Source organism: Methylophaga sp. OBS1 (assembly GCF_026319365.1).
This window is the reverse complement of sequence record NZ_JAPDMS010000003.1, coordinates 32,534-49,411: the sequence shown is the minus strand read 5'-3', so window position 1 is coordinate 49,411 and position 16,878 is coordinate 32,534. Positions and strand designations below refer to the sequence as shown.

The following is a 16,878-nucleotide window of genomic DNA, read 5'->3' as shown; positions in this document are numbered from 1 at the left end:
TCCCGTTTTTGTTTGTGGCGGCTTCACATCTTTCTGATTGTTACCTTGTAGTGCATGAGGAGATAAATAAGTATTTAAATGGTGCATTTGTCATCACGATATTTTCACGAAAATATAAATAATTAAATAAAAACAGACACTTATTAAATTGGCACTATGGTTGCAATTATAGGGACAGTGACTCTGCAACGGTGCAGCCATCTTTCTTTTCGATATTAATCACTCATTAATCAAGGTAACGAGGCCATGACAGGGCAACCTGCATGGCTTTTTTTATACGAGGATAAACAATGCCAAAAATGAAAAAATTGACGGCCCTGAGTCTGTTGGCGACAGGCATGAGCAGCATGACAATGGTGCCTGCCATCGCCCAGGCTGAAGATGCCTTTATGGAAGCGTTAACCGGCGGAAAAGTCAGCTTTTCTGCGCGTGCCCGTTATGAAAATGTGGATCAGGATGGCATCGATAAAGAAGCGGATGCCTATACGCTGCGCACAACACTGGGCTATAAAACAGGAGCATTCCATGGCTTCAGCGGCTTTGTTGAGTTTGAAGATGTTTCTCATCTGGGGTCCGATAAGTTTAATGCCGCGGGCACCAACGGCGAGCCCGATTATCCGATTGTGGCCGATCCGGAGGGTACGGAAGTCAATCAGGCGTTTCTGGCCTACAACAATTTCGATACAACATTTAAATTCGGTCGGCAGATTGTGACATTCAGGGATGCGCCGTTCCACCGTTTTATCGGCACTGTCGGCTGGCGTCAGAACTGGCAGACTTTTGATGCCTTCAGTATCGTCAATCAATCTTTGCCTGATACCACCCTCAGCTATGCCTATCTGAACCAGGTTCATACTATCTTCGGTGAAGACCGTGATGTGGCACCGCTGATCAATGATGGTGACATTGATATGGATAGCCATCTGTTCAATTTGCAGTACAGCGGTCTGCCTGTCGGTAAACTGGAAGGCTATGCTTATTTGCTGGATTATGAGGACGCGCCGGATGATAACAAGAACTCTACAGCCACTTATGGCTTGAGATTCTCCGGCTCACAGGCACTCAACGATGCTTTCAGTGTGCTCTACACTGCTGAGTATGCCACCCAGGATGATTACGCTGAGGGCGAAATGGAACAGCAGGATTACTACCTGCTGGAACTGGGCGGAAAATACAAAGGCTGGATGCTGAAGTTGTCTCATGAAGTTCAGGAAGGCGATGGCACAGATGCTTTCAGGACCCCGTTGGGTACCAACCATGCCTATCAGGGCTGGGCAGATAAGTTTCTCTCAACGCCGGCTCAGGGCCTGGAAGACACCTACGTCACGCTGGTGGGGAATGTGCTGGGGGCTAAACTGGTCGCGGTTTATCACGATTTTGAAACCGACGAAGGCAGCCTCGACGCAGGTGACGAGTTCGATATCATGCTGCAAAAGACCTTCAAGGAACACTATACCGTGGGGGTGAAATACGCAGACTACAATGCGGATGATGAATTTGGACTGACCGATACCGAAAAATTCTGGGTGTATGGACAGGTTAAATTCTGAATCAACAGGGCGTTCGTATGAAAAGCCGGGCTTAGCCCGGCTTTTTTATTTGCTGTTGATGAGCAGCAGACCCTCAGCAATATGTGCACCATATTCGTTCAGTGGCCGTGAGTCGACACCATTTTGTTGCATAGAGTGAATTAGCTTTTTTCTTAACTGTATGAAATATATGGTTTATTTCTTTGGCACAGCTTATGCAGATTTAAGCCTAGACCAACCTACAGGAGATAGATTATGGGTTATCTCATCGATTTTGTATTTCTGCTGAAAGAGTTGGGGAAACTACTCTTTATGGTCATGATTTCCCCGCTGGGGCTGATGGCCGGCTTATTAGTTGCCTGGGAGTAATTGCCGGGCCCGGTTGTATCAAATCAGACCGCTGCCGGGTCGTCACTTATCTTGTTCAGTGGAGAGCATAGATGTATCCGATGTTTATCGGTGGCCTCACCGTTGTGTGCCTTATTTATTTTATCAGCCGTCTTGCCGTGTTGCGGCGGCAGGAACAAAGCCGGATTGAACAGGGTATTCTGCTCACCGTGCATATGAAACGCATTATTGACAGCTGCCAGAAACATCGGGGTACCAGCAATGCTGTCAGTCAGGGTAATGACAAACTGAAGCCCCAACTGGCCAGTCTTCAGAATGATATTGATCAGTTAATTGCCAGCAGTGACAGCTTGCAGCTTAAACGCTTTCCTCAATGGGAATCGTTCACTGAACACTGGCCGAGACTGAAAAAGCATGCACTCGCCGGTGATCTCAAATCACAGAATCTGGTTCGTCAGCACAGTCTGATGATAGATGGCCAGCTGTCTCTACTGGACGATGTGATGCGCGATCACGAGCTGCATCGTATGATGCTGGACCGCTGTACACGCGTTTCTGAGGTTTGCCTGGACACTTTGCGTGTGGCAGAAACGGTGGGACAGACCCGTGCCATCGGTTCCGGTATCTGCGCTCGTGGTGTTTGCGAAGGTGCTGATCGCATTATCCTCGATTTCCTCCGCATTTCTGTGCAAAGCACGACCAGCGAATTAGTCAAGCAAATCAACGGTATCAAGAATGAGGATCTGCATCATACATTGCAAAATGCCGCTAAAGCCATCAGTGAGAGTATCGGAAAACTGATAGAAATGGTTGAGCACAATGTGCTTCACGACGGCCGTGTGCAGGTTGACTCCAATGATTATTTCAATGTTTCCACCCGGGCGATTGATGAGGTGCTGAAAGTGTTCGGCATCATTATCCATTACGCCTCTCAACAACACACCAGAATGATATGAGCAGCGCTGCCATGCACACCGAGACGAACGTTAATACCATTGTTATCAGTGAACACAGCGATGTCAGCCATAGCTTGAAAATGACGCTGGCAGAAACGCCTTACAAGATTATTTTTGAAGGCTCGACGCTGCAACAGTTGCTGACTCTAAAATGGACGGTAGAACCGGAACTGATTATCGCGGTAATGGACAACAGTGATAGTGACATGCTCAGCAAGTTCAAAGTGATTAACGAGCAGTTTCCGTTACCGATTGTGATCTTCACCCATGATGACCGTGATGATGCCATCGAGCAGGCGATTCAGGCTGGAGTCAGTGCTTATATCGTTGATGGTTTTCGTGAGGATCGGGTTTTACCTATCTTGAGAACCGCCATGGCACGATTCCGCCAGTATCAATCGATGCAGAAGCACATCAAAGAGCTGAAAACATCGCTGGCTGATCGTAAGGTCATTGACCGGGCCAAAGGCCTGATCATGGAGCAACGGAACTGTAGTGAAGATGAAGCCTATCGATTACTGCGAACTTCAGCGATGAACCAGAACATGCGGTTGGCACAACTGGCACAGAATATTCTTGCCACCGCCAGTCTGCTTGAACCCCAAAAGTCAGTTTGAGTGACTGCTCAGCAGCCACGCGAATTGGAGTCGCACCACGCCTGTGCGTGAATCACCCCATGACCCTAAAGTGTGCAGGCACCACTAAAAAAACGTTAAGCGGAACGTTTTCAAGTCATTGATATTGTTTATTTAATTATTTAGGTATCTAGTTGGCATATTATCTGCAAACGCTACACTGAGTCACAACCCAACGACGGGTAAATCAAAATTTCAATTCCGGATAAAGACGTCCTTGCAGGTCAAGCCTGTGAGTGCGTCTTTTTTTTGAACAAAATTCAGGAGCAGATAATGCGAAAACAGTTATCCATCACCCGCCGTCATCTGGTTAAAAGCCTGGCTGCTGCCAGTCTGGTATTCAGTACCGGCATGATGTCCTTCACCAGTGCTTATGCCGCACCCGGTGAAGTAGAAAAACCGGAGCTCAAATTTGGTTTTATCAAACTCACCGATATGGCGCCGCTCGCCATTGCTTATGAAAAATTCTTTTTTGAGGACGAGGGGCTCTACGTCACCCTGGAAGCGCAGGCCAACTGGAAAGTGCTGCTGGACGGTGTCATTGACGGTACTCTCGATGGAGCGCATATGCTGGCGGGGCAACCGCTGGGGGCCACTATCGGATTCGGTACCAAGGCTGACATCATCACGGCCTTCAGTATGGATTTGAATGGCAACGGTATTACCGTTTCTAATGAAATCTGGGATCAGATGAAACCCAATGTGCCGATGGATGAAGACGGTAAACCGGTGCATCCAATCAGTGCAGAAGCGTTGAAGCCGGTGGTCGATTCCTATAAAGCCGATGGCAAACCTTTCAATATGGGCATGGTGTTTCCGGTCTCCACGCACAATTATGAGCTGCGTTACTGGCTGGCAGCAGGCGGTATCCATCCCGGCTATTATGCGCCACATAAAGGTGACACCAGCGGTCAGCTTCAGGCTGATGCGCTGCTCTCGGTCACCCCTCCACCACAGATGCCTTCCACCATGGAAGCCGGCACGATCTACGGTTACTGTGTGGGTGAACCTTGGAATCAGCAGGCCGTGTTTAAGGGCATTGGTGTGCCGGTGATTACCGACTATGAAATCTGGAAAAATAACCCGGAAAAAGTGTTCGGTGTGAGCAAGCAATGGGCGGAAGAAAATCCCAACACCCATATCGCGGTGGTTAAAGCCCTGATCCGTGCCGCTCACTGGCTGGATGAAAACAGCAATGCCAACCGTCCTGAAGCCGTGGAAATCCTGTCACAGAGTCGTTATGTCGGTGCTGACTATGAAGTTATTGCCAACAGTATGACCGGCACCTTTGAATATGAAAAAGGAGACAAGCGGGCGGTGCCTGACTTTAACGTCTTCTTCCGCTACAACGCGACTTATCCCTATTACAGTGATGCCGTCTGGTATCTGACCCAGATGCGCCGCTGGGGGCAGATTGCCGAGCCTAAACCGGATAGCTGGTATATGGATATCGCCAAGAAAGTCTATCGTCCCGATATCTATGCCCTGGCAGCAAAAGAGCTGATCGAAGAAGGCAAACTGCCGGCCTCGGCCTTCCCCGATTTTGAAACTGAAACCGGTTTCAAACCGACGCAAACCGAGTTTATCGACGGTATCGCTTACGACGGCACCCAGCCTAATGCCTATCTGGAACAGTTCCCGATTGGCCTCAAGGGTGAAGAGGTTGTCGAGTAACACCGGAACAGCAAGCCACCCTGTCTGCCTGGCAGGCAGGGTGATTGTGTCCAAACCAACGAAAGAGTCACTATGAAAGACAAACTGATTTATTTTCTCGAAATGACTGGTTTTACCTGGTTTATACCGCTGGTCAGACTGTCAGCAGGTGAGTCCCCCAAGCATCAGATGCAGGAACTGGGCAAGATGGTCGGCGTTCCGCTGTTTGCCATCGCTGTGTTTTTGTTTCTCTGGCATCTTGGCGCGGCGAAAGTCATCACCAGTCTCGGTCAGGTGCCGGGGCCAACCCAGGTCTGGGAGCAGGTCAATGTGCTGGTCGATGAGCACTATGAGGCGCGTGATCGCGAGCAGGCGTTTTATGAGCGCCAGGAACAGCGCAATGCCGCCAAGCTGGAGAAAAACCCCGATGCCGAAGTCACGATTCGTCCTTATACCGGTAAGGAGACTTTTTTTGACCAAATTCTGACCAGTCTGTTTACGGTATTCGTCGGCTTTCTGATAGCGACCGTCATTGCCGTGCCGGTCGGCATCGTGGCAGGGTTGTCGGACACTTTATATTCAGCTTTGAATCCATTGATTCAGGTTTTTAAGCCGGTATCGCCGCTGGCCTGGCTGCCGATTGTGACCATGGTGGTGAGTGCCGTCTATGTCAGTGATAACCCGATGTTTGAAAAATCCTTTATCACTTCGGCGCTGACGGTGACTTTATGTTCTCTCTGGCCAACACTGATTAACACTGCCGTTGGCGTATCCTCGATTGATAAGGATTTGATCAATGTCGCTCGCGTGCTTCGGCTGAATTACTTTACTACCGTCTGGAAGGTCGTTATTCCTGCTTCGATACCCATGATTTTTACCGGTCTGCGTATTTCTCTGGGCATAGGCTGGATGGTGCTGATTGCTGCCGAGATGCTGGCGCAGAATCCGGGGCTGGGCAAGTTCGTCTGGGATGAGTTCCAGAACGGCAGTTCCTCGTCACTGAGTCGCATTATGGTGGCAGTGCTGACTATCGGCATTATTGGATTCATTCTGGATCGCATCACCCTGAGCTTCCAGAAATTTTTCTCATACGACAAAAACGCTGTTATTCGCTAGGAGTCAGACAATGGACAAATATCTCAATATCGACCATGTCAGCATTGATTTTCCAACACCTAATGGTCCCTTCCGAGCACTGGAGAACGTCAATCTAAAAATTGAAAAAGGCGAATTTGTCAGCATCATCGGCCATTCAGGCTGTGGTAAATCCACGGTGATGAATATTGTCGGTGGCCTCTACAAAGCAACAGAAGGCGGGGTGATACTGGAAGGCAGGGAAGTTGATGAGCCCGGTCCTGACCGTGCCATCGTTTTTCAGAATCATTCTCTGTTTCCCTGGCTTAGCTGTTATCAGAATGTGGAACTGGCAGTGAAATCGGTCTTTGGTTCGACCCGTAATAGAAAACAGATTCGTGAATGGGTGGAACATAATCTGGAGCTGGTACATATGACGCATGCGATGCATAAAATGCCTTCAGAAATTTCCGGTGGTATGAAGCAGCGGGTGGGAATTGCGCGCGCATTGGCAATGGAGCCCAAGGTGCTTCTAATGGATGAACCCTTCGGTGCCCTGGATGCATTAACGCGTGCTCACCTGCAGGATTCATTGATGGATATTCAGGCCGATTTGAATAACACGGTCATCATGATTACCCACGATGTCGATGAAGCCGTTCTGCTATCCGACAAAATTGTGATGATGACCAATGGGCCGGCAGCGACCATTGGGGAAGTCATGGAGGTCGACCTTCCCCGCCCCCGTAAACGTCTGGCACTGGCGGATAATCCAGACTACAACCATTATCGTTCTGAAGTGATTCACTTTCTGCATGAGCGACACGCCCGGAAAGTAGCCTAGATTTTGGGCCTGCATCATTTTGATGCAGGCTTTTTTATTAAGAACACAACATAATTAATGATAAATTCACCGGGTAAAAAATAGACAAAATGTTAGACTGTTGGGCGCAATCATCTACAAAGGTCCGGGTTGGGATGACAGAACTTTCTTTCAGCGAGAGAGGCTTCGCTGCCGAATACGATAGTTTATTTCTGTCGTCTGCATTTCAGCCTATCTTCAGTATTGCGCATCGAAAGCCCGTAGGCTACGAGGGGCTGCTGAGGGCGTACGACAGTGATGGTCGCTATATCAGCCCCATTCAAGTCATGCAGCGGCCGGGCAACAGTCGTGAACATCTGGAACTGGACCGCACATGCCGTGCTTTGCACGCGCGTAATTTTGCCCATGCCGGTGAAAACGAAAGCTGGTTGTTCATCAATCTCAACTCCCAGTGTCTGGTCACAGAGCGGCCCGATGCCGGGTTCATGCGCGATCTTATGAGCCAGACCGGCATCGCTGCCAGGAGAATCGTCATTGAGATTCTGGAGAGTGAAATTGACGACCGGGTTTATCTGAAAGAACTGATCCAGCACTTTCGCCACCTGGGTTGCCTGATTGCTATTGATGATTTCGGTGCCGGCCACTCCAACTTTGACCGCATATGGGAGCTACAGCCGGATATCGTCAAGATTGATCGTAGCCTGGTCAGACAGGCCGGCCGTTCACTCAAAGTCGAGCGGATCCTGACAGGCATTGTTTCGTTGATTCACGAAACCGGCAGTCTCGTGGTGATCGAGGGTGTGGAAAACGAAAAAGAGGCGATGGTCGCCATATCCAGTAACGCCGATATGGTGCAGGGCTTTTACTTCGCCAAACCGGATAAACAGATTAAGCGCGATCGTGACTTCGCCAGCAAGCTTGAGGACCTGCTTCACCGTCAGAACAATGTCCGCAGTCAGTACAACCGAAAGCTGCAATCTCACTTTGAGAAATTCAAACATCGTTATGAAATCGAGATAGCGGCTTTGAAACAGCAGACACCGTTTGAACAGTGCGGTGCTTCTGTATTTGAAGATGAACGCGCAGTCCGTTGCTACCTCCTGGATGAAAAGGGGTTCCAGATTGGTAAAAGCTTATACTCGCCTCAGTATACCGCGAAGCTGGATATTCGTTTTACCCCTTTGCTGGCCGGTGAAAATGCCAACTGGTCACACCGTCACTACCATTACCGCGCCATTCATAATCCCGCCGTGACCCAGGTTAGCCGCCCTTATCTGTCCGTCGCCGGTTCACACATGTGTGTCACTGTCTCTCAGGCTGTTGAGGTCGCTAGCGCTGTTTATGTATTTTGTTGCGATCTTGACTGGCCAGATGAAGATGAGTCACCGACCTGAAACGCGCACAATCGTAGTGCAGCTTGCACCGATTTAGACTTAAATCAGAGCCTGTTATACCTATTTATTCTCTCATCTTTCGATAAAACAAATACTTATTCAACTGGCATGATTCCAGCACTAAGAACGCAAACCAATGTTGGTAACGTGTTCTAAAGAGAGAACTGAATTCATGTCTAGTCAAAAGCTAAACCTGCTGTCTTTCAGCGGAAACATCCGAACGCTCCATCTAACCTGGATGGCCTTTTTTATCACCTTTGTTGTCTGGTTCAACCACGCGCCTTTGATGGTGGCCATTCGGGACACGCTGGGGCTTGATGATCAGCAGGTCAAAACCCTGTTAATCCTCAACGTGGCGCTGACTATCCCGGCCCGCATCGTGGTGGGCATGCTGGTGGATAAATACGGGCCTAAAATCATGTTCAGCATGCTGCTGGGCATTTCCAGTTTTCTCTGTTTCTTCTTTGCCATTGCTGACAGCTTTGAGCAGATGGCCGTTGCCCGCTTTATGCTGGGCTTTGTCGGTGCCGGTTTTGTGATCGGTATCCGCATGATTTCAGAGTGGTTCCCGGCCAAACAGGTCGGCCTGGCTGAAGGCATTTATGGTGGCTGGGGTAATTTCGGTTCAGCCGCTGCAGCCATGACGCTGCCTACGCTGGCACTGATGTACGGAGGTGACAACGGCTGGCGTTATGCACTGGCGACCACCGGTGCCATTGCTTTAATTTATGCATTTATCTACTACAACAGCGTGTCAGATACGCCCAAAGGTTCGACTTACTTCAAGCCCAAAAAAAGCGGGGCGATGGAAGTCACCAGCAAAGGCGATTTTTTCCTCTATATCCTGATGAGCATTCCGCTCTATGCCGCCCTGGCTTTGCTGACTTGGAAGCTGTCGCCGAGTGGTGTTGAACTGCTGTCACAGGGCATCACTTATGCCGTCTATATCGGGCTGGTGGCCTTATTTGGCTATCAGGTGTATCACATCTATCAGGTTAATAAAGACGTCTTCACCAAAACCGTGCCGGAGATTCATCGCTATAAATTCAAACAGGTGGCAGTACTGGATCTGGCTTATCTCGCGACCTTCGGTTCTGAATTGGCGGTGGTCTCGATGCTGCCGCTGTATTTCAGTGACACCTTTGATATCAGTGCCGTTCAGGCAGGCCTGCTGGCCTCCGGTTTTGCTTTTATGAACCTGGTGTCGCGGCCGGTCGGTGGGCTGTTCAGTGACAAGCTGGGTCGCAAACGTACACTGACAATCTGTATCAGCGGTCTCGCTGTGGGGTATATGGTACTGGGCATGATTACACCGGAATGGTTGCTGTTGTTCGCGGTACTGGCGACCATGGCCTGTTCTTTCTTCGTGCAGGCGGGTGAAGGCGCCGTATTTGCGGTGGTTCCACTGGTCCAGCGTCGCCTGACCGGTCAGATTGCCGGTATGGCCGGTGCCTACGGTAATGTCGGCGCGGTGACGTTTCTGACCGTCTTGTCACTGGTTTCGGCCCAGACCTTCTTCTTTGTGATTGCAGCGACTGCCGTAGTGACCCTGATTGCGGTACAGTTTATGGATGAGCCGCGCGGCCAGATGGCGGAAATCCTGCCTGATGGGACTGTGCAGATGATTGACGTTCATTAAAACGGAACGCAGATGGTAGCCAGGTTAAAGGTCACGGTCGGCCAGTATTCTGATAAAGGCCGTAAAGTCGAAAATCAGGATTCTTTGGGCTTTTCCGTGCCCGGCAACCTGGCGCTGCTGGAGACCAAGGGCGTGGCCTGTGCATTGGCTGATGGCATAAGCAGCAGCGCCGAAGGTAAACAGGCCAGTCAGGCCTGCGTCACCGGTTTTATCAGTGATTATTTCAGCACCCCTGATTCCTGGTCGGTAAAACAGTCCGGCGGTAAAGTGCTGACCGCGATTAACACCTGGCTGCATGGCCAGAGCAATCATTTCAAGGATGCCTCAAGAGGCCTAGCCAGTACCTTCAGTGCCATGGTGATTAAGTCGATCACAGCGCATCTGTTCCATGTCGGCGATTCGCGGATTTATCTGTATCGTGATGGTGAGCTTGAACAACTCACGACCGATCATCGCATTCGCATTGATGACAACAAGGAATATCTTGGGCGCGCTTTCGGCGTCGATTATTGTCTCGATATTGATTACAAATCGCTGACGGTGGAAGCGGGTGACCATTTTCTTTTCACCACAGATGGCGTTCACGATGTGCTCAGCCACAAACAGCTTCGCAGTCTGCTGGGCAGTGATCACGATGATCTGGATGCACTGGCGAAGCAGTTTTGTGAGCAGGCACTGGAGCAGGACAGTCAGGACAATGTCAGCTGTTTGATTCTTGAGGTCGAGCAACTGCCCACCCAGGATCCCAATGAGGTTTTTGCACAACTGACGGCACTACCTTTTCCGCCGGAACTCTATGAAGGTGTGATTCTTGATGGTTACCGGATTAGCCGTGAGCTGCATGCGAGTTCCACCAGTCAGCTCTATCTGGCGGTGGATACCGAAACCGGTGAGAAAGTCGTCATCAAAACACCGTCAGTCAACTTCGAGGATGATCCGGCCTATCTGGAACGTTTTCAACTGGAGGAATGGATTGGTCGTCGCATTGACAGTCCTCATGTAGTGAGAACCATTGAGCAGAAGCGGCCTCGTCGCTTTCTCTATTACGTGCTGGAATACGTCAATGGCAAAACACTGGAGCAGTGGCTGGATGATGTCGGTACGCTGGATCTGAAATCGGTCCGTGAACTGGTGCCACAGATAGCGGCCGGTCTGCGCGCTTTTCACCGGCTGGATATGCTGCATCAGGATCTCAAGCCCGGCAATATCATGGTCAGTCATGATGGCGTACTTAAAATTATTGACTTTGGTTCCACCAAAATCGCCGGTATCGCCGATATTTCAACGCCGGTCGAGCGACGCGAGCTCCTGGGTACCAAGCATTACACGGCGCCGGAATACCTGGTTGGTAAACCCGGATCTTCTCAGTCCGATATATTTGCCCTGGGCTGTATCGTTTACCAGATGTTAACCGGTAAACTGCCATACGGAGACAAGCTGGCAAGGGTGCGTGACCAGGCAGGGCTGAACCGGTTGCGTTACCGCTCAGTCAGCGAATCCATCAGCGATATTCCGCACTGGGTGGATAAGGCTATTCGCAAGGCGGTACAGTTATCGCCCGAATCTCGCTATGAAGCCCTGTCGGAGTTTGAATCAGACCTCGTCAAACCCAACCCGGATTACCTGCGCGAGGAACAATTACCGCTGATAGAGCGCAACCCGGTCGGATTTTGGCGAGGACTGGCTCTATTGTTGTTTATCACTAACCTGATCCTGATTTATTTTCTGAGCCACGGATGATGCCTGTAAGATAGTCTTACTCACATATCCATCGCCGCTTCAGCTATGCACCTTACCACTTTCTCTGATTATTCCATGCGCGTTCTGATGTACCTTGCCGTACAGCCGGGACAACGAGTGACTATCGGCGATATCGCAGGACGATATCAGATTTCCGATAATCATCTAACCAAAGTAGTGCACTTTCTGGCTAAAGCCGGTTACATCAAAACAATCCGTGGTAAAGGCGGTGGCCTGATGCTGAATCGGTCGGTTGAAGAGATTAATCTGGGTGAAGTTATCCGTAAAACGGAAGGTGCCGAGGGGCTGCTACCCTGTGTGCAAGGGCAAGGCGACTGCTGTTTGATTCCTGTCTGCAAGCTGACTGGCATATTACGAGAATCCCAGCAGGCAATGTATCAGGTGCTGGACAAATATACCCTGGCTGATTTACTGGTCGATAAAGCGCCGCTCAGACAGATTCTGATGCCAAATTGAGCTGCTGCCAGGGCACGGTGATACTGTTGAAACGCTTAAGTTGCTTTGTCAGTGTTTTTTTCAGGCGCTGACTATTTCGCTGACTTTGATTGACGATTTCCTGAAGCTCATCATGCGCCGCCAACGGCAGAACGGCCAGCATTTCCTGCTGCACGGCCGCGTCATGAATCTCGCCCAATTGATCCTGTAAGGCTTTCACCATATTCATAAAAACCGGACTCTGGGTTTTGTCCAGCACAGGGGCAAGGAACTCGCATCCATAACGCAGTTGCTTAAAGGCAATGCGAAGCTGATGCAGGGCTGCTTCATCATTCAGATCCAGGCCCTGCGCTTTTTGACATACATTCTGATACAACCAGTTTAGTTGTTGCTGTGCCAGAGATGACAGTGACAGGCTATGCTGGCGACAATGCTGCTGTGGCCAGCGTGATTGTTTTAACGCTTTTTTGAGCTGACGGTGGCGCTGTTTGAACTTACCCCTGAGGCTTTCTGAAAGCTGATTGTATATCCTGGATTGTTGCTTTTTCAGTGCATGATGCAGATCAGAGTCACTGTTTTTTGACTGGAAATGGGTCAGCATAAATACATCCAGATCCCGTGCCGCATCGAGTTGTTTCGACATTGCTTTCAATTCCCTGCGCCAGTACTTTCGGTAAGTGGGATTGATGACCGGGCTGAAAATTGTCAGCGCGCTGCGCATTTTTCTGAGACTGACCCTGAGCTGGTGCACGCCTTCCGGGTCTTTGCCTTTAATCGCAACTTTGCGCCACTGCCTGATGGCCGACACTTCACTTAAGAGTAGCTGCTGCAATGCCCGGCAGGCGGGAGCATTGCTTTTCAGTGCTTTTTTAGCAGTTTACCGTGAAGCCGTTGTTTGAGTTCACAGCTGCCGGTTTTGAGATCCGTCCATTCACCGTCAAACTCAAGCAGGACCATAGACGCTGGCAACAGTCTCTTACCATTGGGTTGATCACTGACAAAGTCAGTGTGGCTCAGAGCTTCTACCAGGTCCTCCAGTGCCGGATTATGGCCCACAATCAGCACGCGATTGATCCGTTTATTGATGTTATGGAGCAGTAACAGGAAAGTCTCTGTGTCAGCCAAATAGAGTTCGTCACGCATTGCGATGTCGTGTTTGTCTATCGCCAGTTGTTCACAGACCCGCTCAGCAGTCTCCAATGCCCGTTTTGCTGAAGAGCTGTATATCGTTTGTGGAATCAGTTTCTGTTCCAGTAAGACCGCACCGACATCAGTCGCCTGTTGCCTGCCGCTGTCGGTGAGGGGGCGGGCGAAATCACCGGCTGGCGAAGCTGTCTCAGCTTTAGCATGACGTAAGATCATGATTTGTTTGGTTTTAGCGACCATAACGTAACAACCTCGGACTAGCTAACAGAAGAAATCGGGAAGACTCAGGCGACAATTGTTGCCGGACAGTTCAAGCATAATCAGGCAGCAGGTCAGATGCAACGCCCGCAATGGTGGGGGGGTACGGCTCATAATTGGTGATTTTTTGAGCAGTTCAATTAAGTGTCATGCTGAGAGTAGCTTAAGGATTTTTGCGCCTGATACTCACAGACTTATCCACAGTTATTGTGAGTAAAAAATTATGGCTGTGGGATCTCAGGAATCGCAGAAACAAAAAAGGGCCATGCAAAAGCATGACCCTTTATTTGTTCTGGAGCCGGTGATAGGACTTGAACCTACGACCCACTGATTACAAATCAGTTGCTCTACCAACTGAGCTACACCGGCAATGAAGAAGCGCATTATACGTAGGAGCCCATCACTCTGCAAGTCATTTGCCAGCCACTTTTGTAAAGTATCGCTAAGTTATTGAAGCTGGGTAAATCTGAAATAAAAAGAGTGCAAGATGACCTGCTCCCAGCGCTGAAACTGGACGCGATATTACTGCGCGTGAATCAAGAGGAGCCAATCAGGATAAGCAAAAAATGGGGTGAGTGATGGGGCTCGAACCCACGACAACCGGAATCACAATCCGGGACTCTACCAACTGAGCTACACTCACCATTATTTTTTGCAGACAGCGAGGCTTTATAGCCCCGTGCTTTGGAAAGACGATAATTTTACTGTCTTTATTTCTCTGGTCAAGGAAAATCTGTGTCTCCGGCCAAATTGATCAGCGTTAAAGCCGCTTGCTAAGCGGCTTTTGTCTACACCAGCTCCAGATCGATTTTCTTTTCATCCAGATCGACACGAACCACTTTCACGGTCAATGTGTCACCGAGACGGTAGACCTTGCGGGTCCGTTCGCCGGTTAGACGGTGGCCCGTTGCGTCGAACTGGTAGTAATCGTTCTTCAGCGAGGTGACATGGACCAGACCTTCTATGTAGATGTCGCTGAGTTCGACAAACAGGCCGAAGCCGGTCACGCCGCTGATGACCCCCTGATGCGTTTCACCAACGCGGTCACGCATGTATTCACATTTAAGCCAGTCACTCACATCACGGGTCGCCTCATCCGCACGACGGCTGGTCATAGAACAGTGATCGCCGAGATGGACCATGTCTTCGTGTGAATAGCGCCATTTGCTGACTTTACGTCCACTGATGATATGACGGATAGCCCGGTGGACCAGCAGGTCCGGGTAGCGGCGGATAGGCGAGGTAAAGTGGGCATAGGCATCCAGAGCCAGACCAAAGTGGCCGATATTATCGGGGCTGTATACCGCCTGTTTCATACTGCGCAGCATCACGGTCTGCAGTAGATGACCGTCGGGCCGTTTGCTGGCTGTTTCCAGTAAAGAGGCATAGTGCCGCGGTTCCGGATCATCACCGCCGCCCAGGAACAGACCCAGTTCACCCAGAAAATCACGCAGGCCACTGAGTTTTTCTTCAGATGGGGTTTCGTGAACCCGATAAAGAACGGGGATCTCATGATCAAGCAGGAAGCGGGCAGCACTGACATTGGCAGCAATCATGAATTCTTCAATCAGGCGGTGCGCATCATTGCGTTCACGAGGTTGAATGGAACGGATCTTACGATTCTCGTCAAACAGGAACTGAGTTTCTGTCATTTCGAAATCAATGGCACCACGCTGATCACGGGCTTTTTGCATGGCTTTAAACAGTCCATACATGGTTTCCAGTGTCGGCAAGACGTGTTGATATTGTTCTCGCAAGGCGGGATCGTTATCAACCAGCATGGCGGCGACTTTATCGTAAGTCAGCCGGGCTTTGGAGAACATCACGCCTTCGTGGAAACGGTATGATTCGGTTTTGCCGTCCTGATTGATCTCCATTTCGCAGACCATGCACAGGCGGTCGACTTCCGGGTTGAGTGAACACAGGCCGTTTGACAGGGCCTCAGGTAACATAGGAATGACCTGGCTGGGGAAGTAGACCGAGGTGCCGCGATCGCCTGCGTCCAGGTCCAGTGGGTCACCTGGCTGCACATAGTGTGATACATCGGCGATGGCGACCCACAATCGCCAGTTGCCATTATCAAGGCGTTCGGCACAGACGGCATCGTCAAAATCACGGGCATCTTCACCGTCAATCGTCACCAAAGGCATGTCGCGAAGGTCAAGGCGACCTTCAACGGCATTCTCAGGGATGCTGTCACCAAACTGTTCTGCCTGCTGCAGCGCCTTGTCAGACCATTCATGCGGCAGTTCGAAATCGCGCAAGGCAATATCGATTTCCATGCCCGGAGCCATGTGATCGCCGATAATCTCGACGATCCGGCCCAATGGCGAACGGTGCACATTGGGATTCTCAGTAATTTCGATTTCGACGATCTGATTTTCTTTGGCGCCGATCAGCATTTCAGGCGGGATCAGTATGTCCTGGCTGATACGACGATTATTGGGAATGACGAAATAAATACCGGCGTCTCGAATCAGGCGGCCCACAATATGGGTATTAGCCCGATGAGTAACCTCTACGATAGCGCCTTCCTTGCGACCACGGCGGTCAATACCTGTAATGCGGGCAAGGGCACGGTCACCGTGCAGCACACTACGCATCTCCCGTTCGCCAAGGAAAAGATCTTCCCCCCCCTCGTCAGGGACGAGAAAACCATAACCTTCCGGGTGTCCCATGACCCGGCCGCTGACCAGATTCATTTTGGAGACCACACCGTAAGCGCCCTTGCGATTGCGCAAGAGTTGTCCATCCCGCTCCATGGCCCTGAGCCGACGCCGTAACGCTTCGGTTTCTTCTTCACCTTTTATGCCGATTAATTTGGCGATGCTTTTTCGCGTCAGGGGCACATTATTTTGCTTTAAAATCGAGAGGATAAACTCACGACTCGGGATGGGGTTATCGTATTTCTCGGCTTCGCGTTCGAAGTTGGGATCGTTTTTCTTGTTATTAGTCATTGACAGTTTCAAATTCACTCTGTAATCTTTGCGCCTTCTTCAGCCCAGGTGGCGGAATTGGTAGACGCGCTAGCTTCAGGTGCTAGTGTACTTATGTACGTGGGAGTTCGAGTCTCCCCCTGGGCACCACTTCCGAATAGGCAACACCTTCAGTTGCCGCTTCATCCAAATCATTATTGTAATTTATTTCCCGCGCCATCGGCTTAATCTGATGCGGCAGGAAAAGAAGAATGCTGCGCTTAATTTCACTCGCAGACTCCCTGACAGGGC

Annotated in this window: 13 protein-coding genes and 3 tRNA genes; 11 read left to right on the top strand and 5 right to left on the bottom strand. The window is 50.2% G+C overall.

What is annotated here, in order from left to right; translation table 11 throughout:
* The first annotated feature begins 299 nt into the window (after window positions 1-299).
* The 10 genes from OMQ46_RS09580 to OMQ46_RS09535 all read left to right on the top strand — a co-directional run bounded on the left by OMQ46_RS09580 (window position 300) and on the right by OMQ46_RS09535 (window position 12,268).
* Window positions 300-1,550: a hypothetical protein gene (locus tag OMQ46_RS09580; RefSeq protein ID WP_266236552.1), complete on the top strand. Its 1,251-nt coding sequence runs from the start codon at window positions 300-302 to the stop codon at window positions 1,548-1,550.
* Between the two features lie 419 nt (window positions 1,551-1,969).
* Window positions 1,970-2,833, top strand: a complete 864-nt coding sequence (locus tag OMQ46_RS09575; RefSeq protein ID WP_266236551.1) for a hypothetical protein — start codon at window positions 1,970-1,972, stop codon at window positions 2,831-2,833.
* 11 nt (window positions 2,834-2,844) lie between these two features.
* Entirely contained in the window at window positions 2,845-3,450 is a 606-nt protein-coding gene (locus tag OMQ46_RS09570; protein ID WP_266236550.1) for an ANTAR domain-containing response regulator, read from the top strand.
* 291 nt (window positions 3,451-3,741) lie between these two features.
* Window positions 3,742-5,142, top strand: a complete 1,401-nt coding sequence (locus tag OMQ46_RS09565; RefSeq protein WP_266236549.1) for a CmpA/NrtA family ABC transporter substrate-binding protein — start codon at window positions 3,742-3,744, stop codon at window positions 5,140-5,142.
* 72 nt (window positions 5,143-5,214) lie between these two features.
* Window positions 5,215-6,237, top strand: coding sequence for an ABC transporter permease (locus tag OMQ46_RS09560; RefSeq protein ID WP_266236548.1), 1,023 nt, complete (start codon window positions 5,215-5,217; stop codon window positions 6,235-6,237).
* A 10-nt stretch (window positions 6,238-6,247) separates the two neighbouring features.
* Window positions 6,248-7,039 (top strand): ABC transporter ATP-binding protein, encoded by a 792-nt coding sequence (locus OMQ46_RS09555; protein WP_266236546.1) that lies wholly within the window; start codon window positions 6,248-6,250, stop codon window positions 7,037-7,039.
* Window positions 7,040-7,173: 134 nt separating this feature from the next.
* On the top strand, window positions 7,174-8,412 hold the full coding sequence (locus OMQ46_RS09550; RefSeq protein WP_266236545.1) for an EAL domain-containing protein: 1,239 nt from the start codon (window positions 7,174-7,176) through the stop codon (window positions 8,410-8,412).
* Between the two features lie 172 nt (window positions 8,413-8,584).
* Complete coding sequence (locus OMQ46_RS09545; protein ID WP_266236544.1) at window positions 8,585-10,051, top strand: NarK family nitrate/nitrite MFS transporter; 1,467 nt, start codon at window positions 8,585-8,587, stop codon at window positions 10,049-10,051.
* Between the two features lie 12 nt (window positions 10,052-10,063).
* Window positions 10,064-11,791 carry a bifunctional protein-serine/threonine kinase/phosphatase gene (locus OMQ46_RS09540; protein WP_266236543.1) on the top strand — a complete coding sequence of 576 codons (1,728 nt, stop codon included), beginning with the start codon at window positions 10,064-10,066 and terminating at the stop codon, window positions 11,789-11,791.
* Window positions 11,792-11,836: 45 nt separating this feature from the next.
* On the top strand, window positions 11,837-12,268 hold the full coding sequence (locus OMQ46_RS09535) for an RrF2 family transcriptional regulator (RefSeq protein ID WP_266236542.1): 432 nt from the start codon (window positions 11,837-11,839) through the stop codon (window positions 12,266-12,268).
* Here the strand turns inward: OMQ46_RS09535 and OMQ46_RS09530 are convergent.
* The 5 genes from OMQ46_RS09530 to rnr form a co-directional block, all read right to left on the bottom strand.
* On the bottom strand, window positions 12,243-13,055 hold the full coding sequence (locus tag OMQ46_RS09530; protein ID WP_266236541.1) for a CHAD domain-containing protein: 813 nt from the start codon (window positions 13,053-13,055) through the stop codon (window positions 12,243-12,245). The genes OMQ46_RS09535 and OMQ46_RS09530 overlap by 26 nt on opposite strands.
* 50 nt (window positions 13,056-13,105) lie before the next feature.
* Entirely contained in the window at window positions 13,106-13,633 is a 528-nt protein-coding gene (locus tag OMQ46_RS09525) for a SixA phosphatase family protein (RefSeq protein ID WP_266236539.1), read from the bottom strand.
* Between the two features lie 311 nt (window positions 13,634-13,944).
* A tRNA-Thr gene (locus OMQ46_RS09520) sits at window positions 13,945-14,020 on the bottom strand.
* 198 nt (window positions 14,021-14,218) lie between these two features.
* A tRNA-His gene (locus OMQ46_RS09515) sits at window positions 14,219-14,294 on the bottom strand.
* Window positions 14,295-14,439: 145 nt separating this feature from the next.
* On the bottom strand, window positions 14,440-16,608 hold the full coding sequence (gene rnr, locus OMQ46_RS09510; RefSeq protein WP_266236538.1) for a ribonuclease R: 2,169 nt from the start codon (window positions 16,606-16,608) through the stop codon (window positions 14,440-14,442).
* Between the two features lie 42 nt (window positions 16,609-16,650).
* On the opposite strand from rnr, the gene OMQ46_RS09505 reads away from it, so the two are divergent.
* Window positions 16,651-16,737: transfer RNA gene (locus tag OMQ46_RS09505), tRNA-Leu, on the top strand.
* Window positions 16,738-16,878 lie beyond the last annotated feature (141 nt).

Excerpts from the sequence above, each read along its gene's own strand:
- OMQ46_RS09580 (WP_266236552.1), top strand. The coding sequence starts at position 300 with ATGAAAAAATTGACGGCCCTGAGTCTGTTGGCGACAGGCATGAGCAGC.
- OMQ46_RS09575 (WP_266236551.1), top strand. The coding sequence starts at position 1,970 with ATGTATCCGATGTTTATCGGTGGCCTCACCGTTGTGTGCCTTATTTAT.
- OMQ46_RS09570 (WP_266236550.1), top strand. The coding sequence starts at position 2,845 with ATGCACACCGAGACGAACGTTAATACCATTGTTATCAGTGAACACAGC.
- OMQ46_RS09565 (WP_266236549.1), top strand. The coding sequence starts at position 3,742 with ATGCGAAAACAGTTATCCATCACCCGCCGTCATCTGGTTAAAAGCCTG.
- OMQ46_RS09560 (WP_266236548.1), top strand. The coding sequence starts at position 5,215 with ATGAAAGACAAACTGATTTATTTTCTCGAAATGACTGGTTTTACCTGG.
- OMQ46_RS09555 (WP_266236546.1), top strand. The coding sequence starts at position 6,248 with ATGGACAAATATCTCAATATCGACCATGTCAGCATTGATTTTCCAACA.
- OMQ46_RS09550 (WP_266236545.1), top strand. The coding sequence starts at position 7,174 with ATGACAGAACTTTCTTTCAGCGAGAGAGGCTTCGCTGCCGAATACGAT.
- OMQ46_RS09545 (WP_266236544.1), top strand. The coding sequence starts at position 8,585 with ATGTCTAGTCAAAAGCTAAACCTGCTGTCTTTCAGCGGAAACATCCGA.
- OMQ46_RS09540 (WP_266236543.1), top strand. The coding sequence starts at position 10,064 with ATGGTAGCCAGGTTAAAGGTCACGGTCGGCCAGTATTCTGATAAAGGC.
- OMQ46_RS09535 (WP_266236542.1), top strand. The coding sequence starts at position 11,837 with ATGCACCTTACCACTTTCTCTGATTATTCCATGCGCGTTCTGATGTAC.
- OMQ46_RS09525 (WP_266236539.1), bottom strand. The coding sequence starts at position 13,633 with ATGGTCGCTAAAACCAAACAAATCATGATCTTACGTCATGCTAAAGCT.
- rnr (WP_266236538.1), bottom strand. The coding sequence starts at position 16,608 with ATGACTAATAACAAGAAAAACGATCCCAACTTCGAACGCGAAGCCGAG.